The sequence below is a fragment of the Spongiibacter marinus genome, from assembly GCF_016906995.1.
Classification (GTDB): Bacteria; Pseudomonadota; Gammaproteobacteria; order Pseudomonadales; family Spongiibacteraceae; genus Spongiibacter; species Spongiibacter marinus.
The window spans coordinates 342,658-357,516 of record NZ_JAFBBD010000002.1 but is presented as its reverse complement, the minus strand read 5'-3'; the positions used below and the strand labels follow the sequence as shown (position 1 = coordinate 357,516).

Annotated in this window: 10 protein-coding genes; 2 read left to right on the top strand and 8 right to left on the bottom strand. The window is 56.3% G+C overall.

Annotated elements, in window-relative coordinates; genetic code table 11:
• Positions 1-35: 35 nt before the first annotated feature.
• The 3 genes from HNR64_RS04120 to HNR64_RS04110 all read right to left on the bottom strand — a co-directional run bounded on the left by HNR64_RS04120 (position 36) and on the right by HNR64_RS04110 (position 2,724).
• Complete coding sequence (locus tag HNR64_RS04120) at positions 36-1,010, bottom strand: Rieske 2Fe-2S domain-containing protein (protein WP_204995277.1); 975 nt, start codon at positions 1,008-1,010, stop codon at positions 36-38.
• Between the two features lie 164 nt (positions 1,011-1,174).
• Positions 1,175-1,777, bottom strand: coding sequence for a TetR/AcrR family transcriptional regulator (locus HNR64_RS04115; protein WP_286694504.1), 603 nt, complete (start codon positions 1,775-1,777; stop codon positions 1,175-1,177).
• Between the two features lie 68 nt (positions 1,778-1,845).
• The gene (locus HNR64_RS04110; RefSeq protein ID WP_204995276.1) at positions 1,846-2,724 is read right to left on the bottom strand and encodes an SDR family NAD(P)-dependent oxidoreductase; all 879 of its coding nucleotides are present in this window, start codon (positions 2,722-2,724) and stop codon (positions 1,846-1,848) included.
• A gap of 154 nt (positions 2,725-2,878) precedes the next feature.
• On the opposite strand from HNR64_RS04110, the gene HNR64_RS04105 reads away from it, so the two are divergent.
• Both HNR64_RS04105 and nhaC read left to right on the top strand, forming a co-directional pair.
• Positions 2,879-4,126, top strand: a complete 1,248-nt coding sequence (locus tag HNR64_RS04105) for a cytochrome P450 (protein WP_204995275.1) — start codon at positions 2,879-2,881, stop codon at positions 4,124-4,126.
• Positions 4,127-4,220: 94 nt separating this feature from the next.
• Positions 4,221-5,645 (top strand): Na+/H+ antiporter NhaC, encoded by a 1,425-nt coding sequence (gene nhaC, locus HNR64_RS04100; protein ID WP_204995274.1) that lies wholly within the window; start codon positions 4,221-4,223, stop codon positions 5,643-5,645.
• Here the strand turns inward: nhaC and HNR64_RS04095 are convergent.
• From HNR64_RS04095 to HNR64_RS04075, 5 genes are all read right to left on the bottom strand, one after another.
• A complete protein-coding gene (locus HNR64_RS04095; protein ID WP_204995273.1) occupies positions 5,642-6,415 on the bottom strand; it encodes a 4'-phosphopantetheinyl transferase family protein in 774 nt (257 codons plus the stop codon). The two genes, nhaC and HNR64_RS04095, sit on opposite strands and share 4 nt — an antisense overlap.
• A complete protein-coding gene (locus HNR64_RS04090) occupies positions 6,360-7,673 on the bottom strand; it encodes a glycosyltransferase (RefSeq protein ID WP_204995272.1) in 1,314 nt (437 codons plus the stop codon). The genes HNR64_RS04095 and HNR64_RS04090 overlap by 56 nt, the downstream gene beginning before the upstream one ends.
• A 5-nt stretch (positions 7,674-7,678) precedes the next feature.
• Positions 7,679-11,734 carry a non-ribosomal peptide synthetase gene (locus tag HNR64_RS04085; RefSeq protein WP_204995271.1) on the bottom strand — a complete coding sequence of 1,352 codons (4,056 nt, stop codon included), beginning with the start codon at positions 11,732-11,734 and terminating at the stop codon, positions 7,679-7,681.
• Between the two features lie 469 nt (positions 11,735-12,203).
• Positions 12,204-13,199, bottom strand: a complete 996-nt coding sequence (locus HNR64_RS04080) for a sulfotransferase (RefSeq protein WP_204995270.1) — start codon at positions 13,197-13,199, stop codon at positions 12,204-12,206.
• A gap of 169 nt (positions 13,200-13,368) precedes the next feature.
• The gene (locus HNR64_RS04075) at positions 13,369-14,832 is read right to left on the bottom strand and encodes a M20 family peptidase (protein WP_204995269.1); all 1,464 of its coding nucleotides are present in this window, start codon (positions 14,830-14,832) and stop codon (positions 13,369-13,371) included.
• Positions 14,833-14,859: the final 27 nt, after the last annotated feature.

Sequence of the window (14,859 nt, the reverse complement as noted above, 5' to 3'; positions counted from 1 at the left end):
TTATTATGGTTTTGGGACGGGTTGAGCACCGCGATCTACGCCGCGTAAAATTGCTCAAACCACTTACGGTATTTTGCGATCGGGCCGTCGCCATCACACAGCGTGGGGTGCTCCAGATACACTTTGTTTTCCCAGATAGGGATATCCTGACCGACTTGGCGAACGATCTCGTCGCGGAAGGCATTGGCGTATAGGGTGTGCTCACCACTCTGCTGTTTTGGCATAGAGAAGTTAAAACGCATGTGAATGTTCTGGTCGTCGATAGGTGTGATGGTGCCCATCATGACAATATCGAACATGCGAGAGAATTTTTGGTAGGTTTGTCCCGGGCCAAATGAATAGGTTTCCAGACGCCCCTGGTCATAGTTCTCGCCACTCAGGTCTACATTACCCTCTTCATCGATGGCGTGCTGTAGGCTGTCCATCAGCGTGCTGCGTTTGTAACCGTCGATGGTGACGTGGCCATCCGGCATTTCCGGAGACTCATGAACGGTCACAAAATGCGCGATGTCCACGGCATTTTCACCGGTCTCCTGAATGATCGAGTTAATCTGCCAATCGAAGACATCCATCTCCGTCCACTCGTCGGAGTGCAACTCGGCGTGGCGCTCAACCTCCCACAGCGGCGCCACCCCTTGGGGGTGATACCAGGCCCAAATCATTTGATTCAGCTCCACCACAGGGTAGTTGCCAATTGCCTGCTTGCCATCGACTTTAGGCGGCATATTTTTCGCGTAGGGCACCTTGGTACAAAAGCCCTCGCCGTTAAATTCCCAGGCGTGGAAGGGACAGGCGATGCTCTCCCCCTTTACCTGACCACCGTGCCCCAGATGAGCACCCAAGTGCGGGCAGTGGGCGTCTAGCAATACTGCCTCACCCGATTCCGTGCGAAACAGCACCAGGTCCCGGCCGAAATACTTCAGCGGCTTCACATCCTTAGGGGCGAGCTCTTTGCTGTACTCAATGGCAAACCAGCCGCATGGGATGGGCTTCTTATATCTATTATTCATTCTCCCTCCTGACCCTTCTCTCAAAAAGGTAACCGTGATGTAAAAAAAGTATACGGTTTCCCTATTTCGGTCAAGCGAGAGCAGCGGAGAAATGATTACTGATTGGTAAGGCGGGAAAAGAAAAGTGCTGACATCGGTCTACCGATGCCAGCACAGCGGCGCTTTCAGGCAAGCATGCTGCTTTTTATAAAGGCGAGTAATTGACGATAACGGGTTTCTGAATCGTAACTTTCATCGTGCACCCAGTTCAGCGTGATGGCATTGAACATGCCCACGGTCATTTCCGCACAGAAAGCCGGACTCAGCTCCGGCTTTAAGGCCTGGCGATTGTGCTCATACAAACGCAGGAAGCTACTGTTAATAAAGGCCAACTGCCCCGCGCCCTGGCTAATATTCGCCGACATTGCGCCGACTGAATAGGCGATCAGCTCACGTTCGATACCGCCCGCCAACTGCTCGCGATTGATAAACACCTCAATGATGTGACCGAGCTGTTGCTCAAAAGATTTACCGCTGGCCAGCACATCGTCAATCAATTGATCGGTGCGTTGCAGCAACTCCTCCTGACACAGCTCCACCATTAAGTCATGTTTGGTCGCGTAGTAGTTGTAAAAGGTTTTCTTGGCGATATCCACGCAATCACAGATCGCGTCGATGGTCAGCCCGTCTACCCCATGGCGGCCGATCAAGCGCAATGTCTCTTTACGAATGGTCTCGCGCACGGCCTTTTTTTTGCGCTCTCGCCGACCAAGCTGGCTCGCTGGCACCGATGATTCTCCCATCTCTGTCAAAGCGTCGAATGGTAGCGTAAGCCGGTCCGTCAAGCGAATGCCTCCTACAGTACGTTTGGCGGCGTTGGCGTTACGCCATTGAGAATGCCCTGGGTGCGCTCAATAAAGGCGGCCCGGGACTTCTCCGACATTGGGGTAATCCAAAACTTGTCTTCGCGCAGCCCGTTGAGCGCAAACGCAGCAACTTCTTCCGGCTCGGTGGTTTTCAACTCCATATCGTATTGCGCCATGATCGCCTTCATATCATCGACCGAGTGAATACCAGAATCGGGCTTATTCGGGTCGACGGGCAAATCCTCAGGACGATTGCGTTCAGAATTAAAGATGCCGGTATTCACCACATGTGGGCCGGGAAACAGGGCATTGACCTTCACCGGCGATTGCTGGGCCTGCAACTGAAAATGCAGGTTTTCCGTAATCGCCTGCGCCGCTGCCTTGGTCGCGGTGTAGATCGGCGTATCCGGTAACATTAAGAACGCGCCATTCCCCGAGCCAGTCACCACAAAGTGCGCCTCTTCGCCCTGCTCCACCAAGCGGGGGACAAAGGCGTTAATGGTGTTGATCAAGCCCCAGGTATTTACCCGGAAGCCCCACTCCCAATCATTGGCGCTGTACTCCCACATATTGCCGCCTTCGCCCGTCCCCACACCGGCGTTGGCAAAAACGAGGTGCACCCCGGAAAAGTGGGTAAACGCCGCCTCGGCAAGAGCAGCCATCGACTCTGGCTGCGTAACATCGGCGCGTTGCGCCAAACACTGGGCTCCGCGCTCCTCCAATTCCGCTTTGCAGCGCTGCAAAGCATTTTCTTCGATGTCGGCAATCACCAGCTTGGCTCCCTCATCGGCCAGCGCGAGCGCCAATGCGCGCCCCACACCACTGGCCCCGCCGGTGATTACCGCTACCTTGTCTGTAAAGTTTTGCATTACCACTCCTTATTGTTATCGCCGCGACGCGCGGTAAATTAAAAATAATGTCACTTGAGAATAAAAATACACGGTAGTATATTTTTTCGCAAACACCGATATTTTTGCGAGCCGTTGCGGCGGTGCAAAACAATAAAGATAAGGAGTGTACGCAATGCAAACCACCGAACAGCGTGAGCTGCCCCCGATCGAATCTATCTTCAATCCCAATTCCATGGAATATGCCTTGGATCCCGGCCCCCAGTGCAAGGCGCTTTCCGAGCGCGGTCGCTTGGTGTGGTATGCCCCCTGGATGTGCTGGGTTATGACCCGCATGCCCGACATTATGGATTGCTGGAAGAATGAGTACCTGAGCTCAGACTTTTACGACTGGGAGTTTGCGCCGCCACGGCCACTGGAAGAAAACTGGAATAACTTCGAGCGCGCCCTGGTGGGCCACAGCCTGCTGGCTGACCCGGACCACCACCGCCTTATTCGCAAAATCACTTCCCCGGCGTTTTCTCGCAATGTTGTTGATAACATCAACCGACGCATCGAGCCCGATATCGTCCGCCTTTTCGAGGGCTTAAAAGACGCCGATGAATTCGACTATATTGAAGATGTCGCGCGGCACATCCCCTTTATCTCCATCACTCGCATGGTGGGTATTCCAGAAAAATACTGGCCCCAGATCAAGCAAACGGTGCTGACCTTTACCGAAACCTGGAACCCGACTATCTCCGACGAGCGCCGGGAAAAAGCCCAGCAAGACAGCAACCTGGCCATCGATATCTTGCTGGAAGTCATCGCCGAGCGCCGCCTGTCACCCGTAGGCGAAGAGGACTTCCTCAGCGCGCTGCTGCAAGTGGAAGCGGAAAACGACGACTTCGACGAGTGGGATATCGTTACCCTGATCCTGGCATTGATTGGCGCTGGCGCCGACACTACGTTGATGGCGCAGCAGTGGTCAGCCTATGCCTTTTTGAAGAACCCAGATCAGATCCCCCTGGCATTGGAGTCTACCGCCACCTTCTCTAACGCCTTTAGCGAAATTATGCGCTGGGCAGGCAACTCGAAAATGGGCTTTGCCCGCTACGTTCCGGAAGACCGTGAACTACTTGGACAACAGGTGAAGAAAGGGCAAATGGTGTTAATGATGCCCCACCTAAAAGATCACGACCCCGATTTTTTCGACGACCCCTATCGCCTGGATGTACGCCGCGAGTTCAATCCAGACGTACTCTTTGGTTATGGCCCTCGCTATTGCATCGGTGCCGCGCTGGCAAAACATCAGTTGTACTTGAGTATGCGCGAGTTTTTCCGCCAGTTCCCCAACGCTACATTAGCAGAGGAGCCCGAGCGCGACCTGGAGGACCACAACTCCATTAGCTTTAAATCCCTGCGGGTAAAAACCAACCGCTAAGCCTCTGCGGTGGTGCCAAAGTGGCGCCACCGCAACGCGCCCGCTATTCTGGCCACTACAAACAAAAAACAGCAATGTGTGGTAGCCAACGCCAATGACCCCAGTCCGCTCTAATCATGTCGGCATAGCCCTCCTCCCGCTATGCTTGGTTCTCGGCCTGCTTGGTCTCAATGTCTATCTCTATGGCGATGCCGGTATAGAAGGCCCCAACCAGCTGGCACTGCTGCTGGGGGGCGGCGTCGCGGCCGTTATCGGCCTGCACCGCGGTCGCCCCTGGCAAACCCTGCAAGACGGCATGCTGAAAGTGATCAGCGTTGCGATCATCCCCATCTTAATGCTGTTTATGATTGGCGCGCTGTCCAGCACCTGGACGGTCGCCGGTATCGTACCCACGCTTATCTACTATGGATTGCAGCTGGCCGACCCCAGCTGGTTTTATGCTGCCGCGGCAATTGTCTGCGCCATTGTGTCAACGGCCATTGGCAGTTCCTGGACCACGGCGGCCACCATCGGCATTGCCATGATGGCAACCGGGGTGGGACTCGGTATGAGTGAAGCCATCACCGCTGGCGCCGTCATCTCTGGCGCCTACTTTGGCGACAAGCTCTCTCCCCTTTCCGATACCACCAACCTGGCCGCAGGTGTGTGCAATGTCGAGTTGTTCAGTCACGTGCGCTACCTCGCCCTCACCACACTACCCTCGTTTGCCATTGCCCTGCTTATTTTTGTTGGGCTGGGTATACACCACAGCAGTGGAAGGGAGGTCGCCGAGACGCAAGCGATTATGAATGCCTTGAGCACCAGCATGACCCTGTCGGGCTGGCTATTGCTTGCGCCGCTGCTCGTCGTTGTCATGATCGTAAAACGCGTTCCGGCGCTGCCCGTGATGTTTATTGCAACGCTCATCGGCACGGTGATCTCCGCCTATGTGCAGCCGGAATTGGTCTATCAAATTGGTGGCGAGCGTTCGGCAAGTGGGCTGTACAAGGGGCTGGTGCAAACCATTGTAGGAAGTAGCGAGATCATCACCGGTCACAGCTTTAGTGATACCTTGCTGGCCAGCAGCGGCATGGCAGGCATGCTCAATACAATATGGCTTATTTTAAGCGCTGTGGTTTTCGGTGGCATGATGGAAGCCTCGGGCTTGCTCGGCGACATTACAAGCGGACTAAAAAGACTGGCGCGCAGCCGGACGTCGCTCGTGGCAACCACGGCTGGCAGCTGTGGGGTGCTCAATCTCACGGCGGCCGAGCAGTATCTGACCATTCTTATTGGCGGGCGAATGTACGGCGACATGTACGCCCAGCAGGGGCTGAGTCAGCGCAACCTCAGCCGCACGCTGGAAGACGCCGGAACCGCCACCTCAGTACTGGTTCCCTGGAACACCTGCGGCGCATTTCATGCCACCGCCCTCGGCGTTGCAACGCTCAGCTACCTGCCCTTTTGCTTTTTTAATTTGATCAGCCCCTTTATGTCGATGCTGTATATGCGCTTCAACATTGCCATAGAAGAGGCTTAGTCGCAGCGCGTGTAACTTAGGCAGCGCTCTCCCAGCCACTGCCAATACACGGTAAATATACAGCCCCTTGGCAAGGCCAAGCCCAGCGCGGAGCGCGGCTTGAACTGGAGCGTGCGCCGCTCCGGATCGACCGCGATAACACGCACTTCGGAAAAGTCGATGTAGCGCTGCAAGCGAGGGAACAGCGCTTTGTACAAGCTCTCTTTGGCAGAAAACAGCAGCGTTAACGCGCGATCGCGAGGCAACATAGAGAGCCGCTGCCATTCCTTGTCATCACCCACCAAGCGCCACAATTCGTCAATAGCATCGCTGGCGACTAATGGCTCAATATCGATCCCCAAATGCCCTCCACGTCCGACCACGCACAGCGCGCTGTCGTCGCAGTGGCTGATGGAGCCGGTAATCCCCTGCGGCCATATGACCTCGCCGGTATCTCGCCTTGCCGGGCTGTGATTCTCTACGTTTTCTATACCCAGCGCATAACAAGCAGCATAACGACCGGCAAGGAATTGCGCCTGGCGCGCGGCCGACACCCGCGCCAAAGAGGCTGGCAAAGCAATTCCCCAAGAGGTCAACAGGTCTGGGGTATAACGGCTTTGTTTAAAACGACAATGCACCGCGTTAACTGCCAATTCGGGCATTGGCAGCAGCGAAACCTGCTCGATAAATCCACCTGCGGGCAGGGGTGATGACAAGCTCAGCGTGTCCGCGCCACTATTGCGCAAGGCTGGGCTCGGTAAGGTCGCGATCAACAGCGGGGCTTGGCTCACTGACGGGGGTCAGGTAACCCCATTTGGACAACTGCGCGATGGCCGCCGCCACGCCATCTTCGGCGCGAATTTGCGCGCCCACCGTGGCTGCGCGCTGACGCAGCGCCGCGTCGGTTGCCGACTCAATGGCCTGCTCAACATCCGCGACATTCAAGCTCTTGCGATCCAGTGAACGGGTGGCTACCCCAAGTTGCTGCAAGCGCCACGACCAAAATGGCTGGTCGCCAAAAAACGGCATAATTATCGACGGAATCCCCGCCCTTGCCGCCGCCGCCGTCGTACCCGCTCCGCCGTGGTGAATGGCCGCCGCCACTCGCGGAAACAGCCAGTCGTGCGGCGCCGATGTCAGGCAGTACACATTGTCGTCGTCGACATCTGCCAAGCCTCCCCAACCGGTGGCAAAAATGGCGCGGCGGCCACTATTTCGCAGCGCCTGTAAAAACACCTCACTGAGCGCCGCACTGTCATCACCGAGCATACTGCCAAAGCCGACATAAATGGGTTTGTCCCCGGCGGCTAAAAAGGCTTCCAGTGATTCCGGCGCCTGCCACGTCTGAGCTTCGTCGAGAAACCAATTACCCGCTACCCGCACCGACTCTGGCCAATGACGCGATGGCGGAATAATGCTCGGGCTAAACCCATACAACACATGGTGAGTCCGACGCCGCCGGTAAAACGGCCCATACCAGGGTAGCGGCGCCAAATCGAGTTTTTGACGAACCTGACGGTAGGCCGGGCTGAGCATCTGCCACGTCAGCACGCGACAGGCGTGATACAAGCCTTGGTTTACCATACCGGGGCGCGGGCGGCGCGGCGGTGGCAACATCATCGGCGGAATATCAGGACACGGTGTCACCGGTTGCAAGTGGGTCTCGACCACCGGAATGTCATAGCGCTCGCCAATAGCGGCGGCCAGCGAGGCCACCATGCCACAGCCCAACAATAAGTCAGCCCCGTTCGCCGCCTGCGTGGCCTGTGTGACCCAGTCTGCAGACATTGCCAACAACTCCCGCCGCGCGGTGCGCAAAAGCGCAACGGGGTTCAGGCCGCGCTGAAGCACCTCCGGGTCCTTGGCCATCAGCTCCAAAAAGTCGGCGGTCAGCGGCGCGTAATCGAGGCCATGACGACGCACCAACTGTTCACAGCTGTCGCCTGTGACAATGGATACTTGATGCCCCTGCGCCTGCAAACCCAAGCCTAGCGCGACAAAAGGGCGGACATCTCCCTGGGTGCCGATGGAGAAGATCGCGATTTTCATGCTTATCAACCTGCCAGCGCGCGCGCAACGAAGGGTCCGATTACTGCCAGCGGTTCCGCGTCCAGCATTTGCTGGTGATGGCATTCCACCGGATAAATATTGAGACCCGCGACGGCGTCCTGCCAGGCATCTGGGCGGTGGTGCAGCTCCTGTGACGTGGCAGTTTGCACCGCTTGAAAAAAGTGCAACTCCACATCTACAGGCCGCGGCTGGAAGTTCTGCAGCAGCTGCAGGTTATTGCTAATCACCGCACTGACATCGTCAATTAAGGCGCTTTGTTTACCCTGCAACTGTTTAACAAATTCCAGGTTAAGCACGTCGTATTCCCGGCACAGGAGTTCACTCAGCTCCTCCATGGTATCGGGCAGCTCGCCCTCCACCGCGATGTCGAGAAATTCCAAGATGCTGCGTACCTGACCGGCCTTGTCGTCACGCTGCTGCGACACGAAGGGGTAGGAATCCAAAGCGCCAAGGAAGCTCACTGACTCGTCCAGCTCACGCAGCTGACGCGCCATTTCCTGAGCGATAACGCCGCCCATCGACCAGCCCAATATACGGTAGGGGCCCTGTGGCTGGCGGTCCCGCATCAATGCAATGTAGTCTGCGGCAATTTCCTCGATGCTCGCAGGAAGCTCCTGCCCGCCAGAGAGGCCACGCGACTGAATGCCAAACAAGGCCGTTCCGTCAGGCAGGTATTGATTTAGCCCCGCAAAGCCCCAGCTCAGGCCGAGTACTGGGTGAATACAAAATAGCGCGTCACCCTCGCCACGCGCGGCTAAAGGATTGAGGGCTTGCACGCCTGCCAGGGGATCTATTTTATCACCGCGCTCCAGCTGCTCCGCCAATTCAGCGATCGTCGTCGCCTCAAAGATGGCCGCGAGGGGTACGTCTTTACCCACGACATCACGCAGACGCGATACCATGCGCGCCGCGGTAATCGAGTCAGCACCGAGGTCGAAAAAGCTATCGTGGATACCGATACGCGGCAGTTTGAAGATCTCACACCACAGCTCTGCCAGCTGCGTTTCCAGCGCGTTACGCGGCGCCGTGTATTCGCTAACAAGTTGCCACTGAGGCTCAGGCAAGGCTTTACGGTCCAGCTTGCCATTCACATTCAGCGGAAAATCATCCAGCACCTGATAGTGAGAGGGCAGCATGTATTCCGGGAGACTGCGCTCGATCTGCTGGCGCAGTGTGGCGGCCTCCAACGCGGTGTGGTGGGCATCGAAGCCCTCCTCACCGAGCAGGAACGCCACCAGCTTTGGTACGCCAGCGGGGTCGTTACGCAACACCACAGCAGCACGACGCACACCCTGACAGCGGATCAACTGCGATTCAATTTCTTCAGTCTCTACACGAAAGCCGCGAATTTTAATCTGGAAGTCGTTGCGCCCCAGGTATTCCAGTGCACCGTCGTCACGCCAGCGCGCAAGGTCACCGGTTTTATACAACAAGCCCTCACCGTGGGGATTGGCAATAAAACGTTCGGCGGTTAAGTCGGGACGTTTGTGGTAACCCAGCGCAAGGCCCTCGCCGCCAATATACAATTCCCCGGCAGCGCCATTTGGCAACAACTGAAGATCGTCACCCAGCACATAGACCTGCGTATTCCAGATTGGACGGCCAATGGCCGGCGTGCCGCCCTCCAGCTTGTCCAGGATCATCATCGTGGACCAAATCGTTGTCTCTGTCGGGCCGTATAAGTTGATAATCGGCGCTCCGAGCTTACGCATTTTGCGCGCCAGCTCCATCGGCAGCGCCTCACCGCCCACCAGTGGTTGAACACCCGTAAAGGCCTCGGCATTATCTTCAAGCAGCGCCTGCCAGTGCGAAGGTGTCGCTTGAATATGCGTGATCGCCTGCTCGTTCACCAGCGCGGCCAGCGCCGCCGGGTCTCTGGCGATGTCGCGGGTAGCGACATGGACTTGAGCACCGGCAAGCAGTGGCAAAAACATCTCTAGCACAGCTATATCAAACGACACGGTCGTTAGCGCCAACATCCGCTGCTCGGGCTGAAGTGCCAAGGCATCCTGCATGGCCAGCAAAAAATTCATCAAGCTGCGATGGCCAATCACCACGCCCTTGGGGCGCCCCGTCGAACCGGAGGTGTAAATGATGTACGCCGGACTGTTTGCGCCAATATCGGCAAGGGGCACATCGTCGCCGGAAAAGGCGTTTAAGTTGAGCTCTTCCCACAGCAGCGTTTGTATTTCACAGTCAGGCAACTTTTCGGCGGTCTCAACGCTGCTGAGCAGCAGGCTGGGCTTGGCGTCGTCCAATATCATGGCCAGGCGCTCAGCGGGGGTTTCCGGATCCAGCGGTAAATACGCCGCTCCGCATTTCATAATCGCCAACAGCGTCATCGGCATTGCCGCGGTGCGCGGCAGGGACACGGCCACCAACTTACCCGGCCCCACGCCCAATACATTCAATGCCCGGGCCAATTGATTGACCTGTTGCCCGAACGCTGAATAACTCAGCGTTTGCCCGGCGTCAGATACCGCGGCGTGGCTTGGGAAAGCGGCGACACTTTTGTCAAACAACGCTGGCAAGTGGCTGTCCGGCAACGGCTGCTTGGTATCGTTCCAGGCCTGCAGCTGCAGGTGCCGCTCCTGCTCGGAGAGCAGGTCAAAGTCACCGATCGCGCCCTCAGGGGCGGCAATCATCGCTTCGATTAATCGCGCCAATCGATCGCGGTGCTCATCGAGCTCTCGCTGACTGTAAAGCGCGGGGTTAGCGTCAATCACCACATTCATGCCCTGCTTCGCACCGCGATCAAACACAAACACTGTCATGTCTTCTACGGTGCCATTCGACAGGTTGTGTGCACTGCACTCGTGGCCACCGAAGCCCAGGTCGTAATCAAAGGGTTCAATATTCACTCCCATCCAGGAGATCTGCTGCCCCTGTGCAAGCAGGCCGAGATCACGCCGCAGCTCCTCATAGCGATACTGCTGGTGGCGAAGCGCATTCCTTACGGTTTTCGCTGTTTGCCCAAGCAGGTCGACAAGGCTAGCATCGTCGGCCATCGCCAGGCGAATCGCCACGGCGTTGGCCATCATTGCCGGGATGCTGCGCAGCGTGCGGTTTGCTCGTGCCGTAACCGGCATACCGAAGACCAAGTCCTGCTGACCCGTCATGCGGTAGGTGTAAACCGCGAGCATGGCAATTAATAACTGCGGTACTGAGCCGCCATATTGCTGGGCGATGTCGCGAATTTTCGCAGAGTGTTCTAGCGACAGGGTAATACCGCTGCGCCGCAGGCCACCACTGCGCTGGGCATTGCGACGCGACAGCGAAATTGCATCGGGCAGGCCACTCAGTTGTTGCTTCCAGTAGTCTCGGTCACGCTCAAAACGTGCAGATTCGCGATAGAGCTTTTCCTGCTCCAACTGGGTTACCAAGGGTAAAAATGGCGACTCACCTGGCTCCTCGCCACTGAGCAGCGCATTATAAATTTCCGCCATTCGGCGCGCGATCAGACCGCCACCAAAACCGTCAATGGTGATGTGGTGGCAGCGGTGGTACCAAAAAAACCGTTCATCCTCGACCTTGATTAGCGCGCTGAACCACAGTGCATCGTCTGCGAGGTCTGCGGGGCGGCGCAACTCATCGTTCATCCACCGCAATGCACGCTGCTCGGCGTCGGCATGGCTACTGAAGTCGACAACCGGCAACTCTCCCATATAGGCCTCTGCCACCAATTGGCGAGGTCCATCGGCGGTTTCAATAATCTGTACTCGCGTTGACTCCGCCTCTTGGGTCAAGATGGAAGTCGCCCGGAGAAATACCGCGGCATCAATATGGCCGCGGATATCGACATACTCGGCAAGTTTATATACCGCATCGGCGGGGCCAATCTTTTCGCCCATCCACATACCGCGCTGCGCTGTTGCAATTGGCAACAGTTGGGGAACCTGCGTCAGAGGCCTGACGGGTGAGGCTGGCAACTCAAGTGCGCCGCCTGTGGCAACTTTACCCCGGCTTATATGCAGCTCGGCTTCAAGGTCCTTTCTCAGGTACGGGTCTCGCGAATTTTGCGAGCGGGGTAACTTTTCCATCTTCTTCGTCTCTCTGGCTAGGTATCGCACTAAACAGGAAACCTACCGACGAATCGGAAGCAGCCCCTGCTTAATTTTTTCATTTTTATTTCGGCTGTTAAGCAGCCGCATTTTTATATGTGTAAATCGCTAAGACACACAGAGATGATAAGGACATCACTAAACGACCAGCGTGACTTAAGTCACACCTAAGAACATGGGGATAAGAATTTTTACTTATATTTCAATACTTTGCAGCACACTGAGACACGAGTGTGACATAGTCAATTCGCGCCTAATGTGTCATAGTGTTTTTTTGAGCAATAAAACACTTGCCATACAGTCGCTTACAAATAGCTATAGGGGTTTATGCGTATATGAGTAAATAACGCCCTGCCGATGGCGCATATTTTTTGTCAATGAGGGGAAATATCTGCGGGAGAATAAGGCCTGTTTCCAGGCCTTGAGGGAATGACGGGGGCACCCCTTATCAAGCGGCGCCCAGTTCTCGCTCCACTAACCTATCCAGATGCTCGGCGTAATCGCGCAAAACCGGATTAACGGGCCGCCCGGCAGTGACCGCTCGCATACTTTCAGCGCTGGCGCTGCGCGACACGGCCAGTAACGGCGCTAGACTCGCCATCACGGCGTCGGGGCTCTCTCGCAACGCGGAATAATCCACCTCGACCGTCTGGTCGCTCGGCATTGCCGCCAACTCGCGACGGTAGGCCGCCACTTGCTTGGCCACCGTTCGCGCCAGCAGCGGCCTTGCCAGGCGGGCAATGGCACGGCGGCCAATCAGCTTGCGTAGCCCCCGCAGTCCGAGCCATACGATATAACCGGCGCGATAACTACGGCGCCCGTCACCACGGTCCAACAGCATTTCAAGATAGTGTTGAGGCCCCTCTAAATAGGAAAGCAGCGCGTTTAGCATGCTATTGAGCACCGCGATAGGCTCACGGCTGATGTAAATAAACCTCGCCTCGGGGAATCGCTCCGCCATCCAGCGCGCATTGCCGGTGTCCCAGGGGTTCTTAAGCAAGACCGCCTCACTACCGGCATGCACGGTCAACAGCTTTCGGCACATTTCCTCAAAAAACGCGGCGCTGTGCTCGTTGAGCTTAAAACTGCCGAAGCGGCGTCTGAGCAGGTAGCCGTACTCTTCAACTTCCTCGGCGGAAACGGGCACCGAGTCGATATTGCGGTCTTTAATCCCGAGCGCGGCGAAGCAGGCATTCAAGCGCTGTGCATCTTGTTTCGCACCGCCCTGCTGATGGTTGCGAAGCAGACGGTCATAGTAAAAAAAATCGTAAAGGGTTAACTGTGCCAGAGGAAAGGCCCTGGCCACACTGTCGTAGAGAAAGGTAGTGCCGGAACGGTGCAAGCCCATAATAAAAATGGGCTTCACCTTTTTCTCAGCAAGATCAGCTTTCAGTGGTGCATCTTCATCGCGTACTGGGAAATGGGGGTCAACGGGATAACGCATGTGGAGTCTCTCGGGCTATTAAACAGCGCTGTTTCACGCTTTGGGCGGCAATGTATAAGAATAGCGGTAAGAAAATCCAAGAACGGATAGACGTTTTTGGGCGCCAACAACAAAAAGCGGGCTTTTTTTACCCGCTATAACACACAGTAATAGTGGCGAGAAGCAGCTCCTATAATTCAGCGCTGCGGCGAAGAAGGTGATAGTAAATACGCACCGCCTCAACATAACTGGCAATAGAGACGCGCTCATCGGTACCGTGAATACCCTTCATTTCTTTCGGGCCAACCTCTACTCCGATAAAACGATAACTGTTTTCCGACACCTCCTCGAAATGTCGGGCATCAGTCGCCGCCACCACTAATCGCGGTGCGACTAGGGTGCCAGGGCTCACTTGTCGGACGAGATCGGCAAGTACGTTGAAGCCTGCCGAGTCGGGCGAGGCCACCGCAGAGGGATTGTTCCCGAAGCCGCCGTAGGTCTCAATGCGAATGCGAGGATCATCAATGATCTCCGCCACCTTCTGCTGCACGCCGTCAATCGTATCGCCCGGTAGAATGCGGAAGTTCACCACGGCATAGGCAATAATCGGCAGCACATTGTCCCGCACACTGCCCTGCAACATGGTAACGGCCGTTGTTGTCCGCATCCCGGCGTTGATCGGCGCTTGACTGCTCAGTACTTTTTCCAGAAGCGGCTCAAACAACCAGTTATTCGCAAACAGCAAGCGTTGGTAAAAAGGTACGCTGTCACCCAAATAACGAATAAAGTCCACCGTATATTGCATATCAGCAGGTAGCGGATTGGATTCAAGGCGCGCCACTGCCGCCGCAACAACGCCTGCCGCACTCTGCTGCGGCGGCATGGAGGAGTGGCCACCGCCACCGTCGGCACTGAGCTTCAAACTGACATAGCCCTTTTCCGCCGGGCCGATCAATGCGACGCGCTCCGCGACACCGGGTAGCATGTCCTTGGCGATCACCCCGCCTTCATCTAATAAGAAGGCCAGCGACTCGCCGCGCTCAGCCAACAGCGCCGCCATGGCCTGCGCGCCCTTACCACCCACCTCTTCGTCGTGACCAAACCCTAAATAAACCGTGCGCGGCGGAACAAAATCCTCTTCAAGCAAACGCTCGGTGGCCTCTAAAATACCGATGACACTGGCTTTATCATCGATTGCTCCCCGCCCCCAAATGTAACCATCGGCGATGGTTCCCGCGAAGGGAGGATAGCTCCACTGATCTTCAGTACCCGGTATCACGGGTACCACGTCTTGGTGGGCGATCAGCATAATGGGCTTTAAGGCTTCACTGTTGCCCGACCAGCGAAACAGCAAGGTACCGCCCGGCAGGCGCTGGTGGGGAATTTGTGCAAACACCCTGGGGAAACGCTGTTTTAAATACGCCTGAAAGTCTTCAAATGCCTGCAGGTCTACGGCATCAGCATCGATATTCGAAATGGTGGGAAAACGCAGCGCTCCGGCAAGCCCCGCCGCCAACTCCGCCTCTGACCAATCAACGTCAGCCAAGGTTTCGCTCGCCTCAAATTGAGGTGGCTCGAATTGCAGTGTGCGAATTACCAGCACCGCGGTCAGTAGCAGCACTGCACCAAGCAACATGCCAAATATACGCTTCATAGTCCCTCGTCCATTTCTCGTGGCCGG

Coding starts and splice junctions, on each gene's coding strand:
- HNR64_RS04085 (WP_204995271.1), bottom strand. CDS start 11,734: ATGGAAAAGTTACCCCGCTCGCAAAATTCGCGAGACCCGTACCTGAGA.
- HNR64_RS04110 (WP_204995276.1), bottom strand. CDS start 2,724: ATGCAAAACTTTACAGACAAGGTAGCGGTAATCACCGGCGGGGCCAGT.
- HNR64_RS04075 (WP_204995269.1), bottom strand. CDS start 14,832: ATGAAGCGTATATTTGGCATGTTGCTTGGTGCAGTGCTGCTACTGACC.
- HNR64_RS04080 (WP_204995270.1), bottom strand. CDS start 13,199: ATGCGTTATCCCGTTGACCCCCATTTCCCAGTACGCGATGAAGATGCA.
- HNR64_RS04090 (WP_204995272.1), bottom strand. CDS start 7,673: ATGAAAATCGCGATCTTCTCCATCGGCACCCAGGGAGATGTCCGCCCT.
- nhaC (WP_204995274.1), top strand. CDS start 4,221: ATGACCCCAGTCCGCTCTAATCATGTCGGCATAGCCCTCCTCCCGCTA.
- HNR64_RS04120 (WP_204995277.1), bottom strand. CDS start 1,010: ATGAATAATAGATATAAGAAGCCCATCCCATGCGGCTGGTTTGCCATT.
- HNR64_RS04105 (WP_204995275.1), top strand. CDS start 2,879: ATGCAAACCACCGAACAGCGTGAGCTGCCCCCGATCGAATCTATCTTC.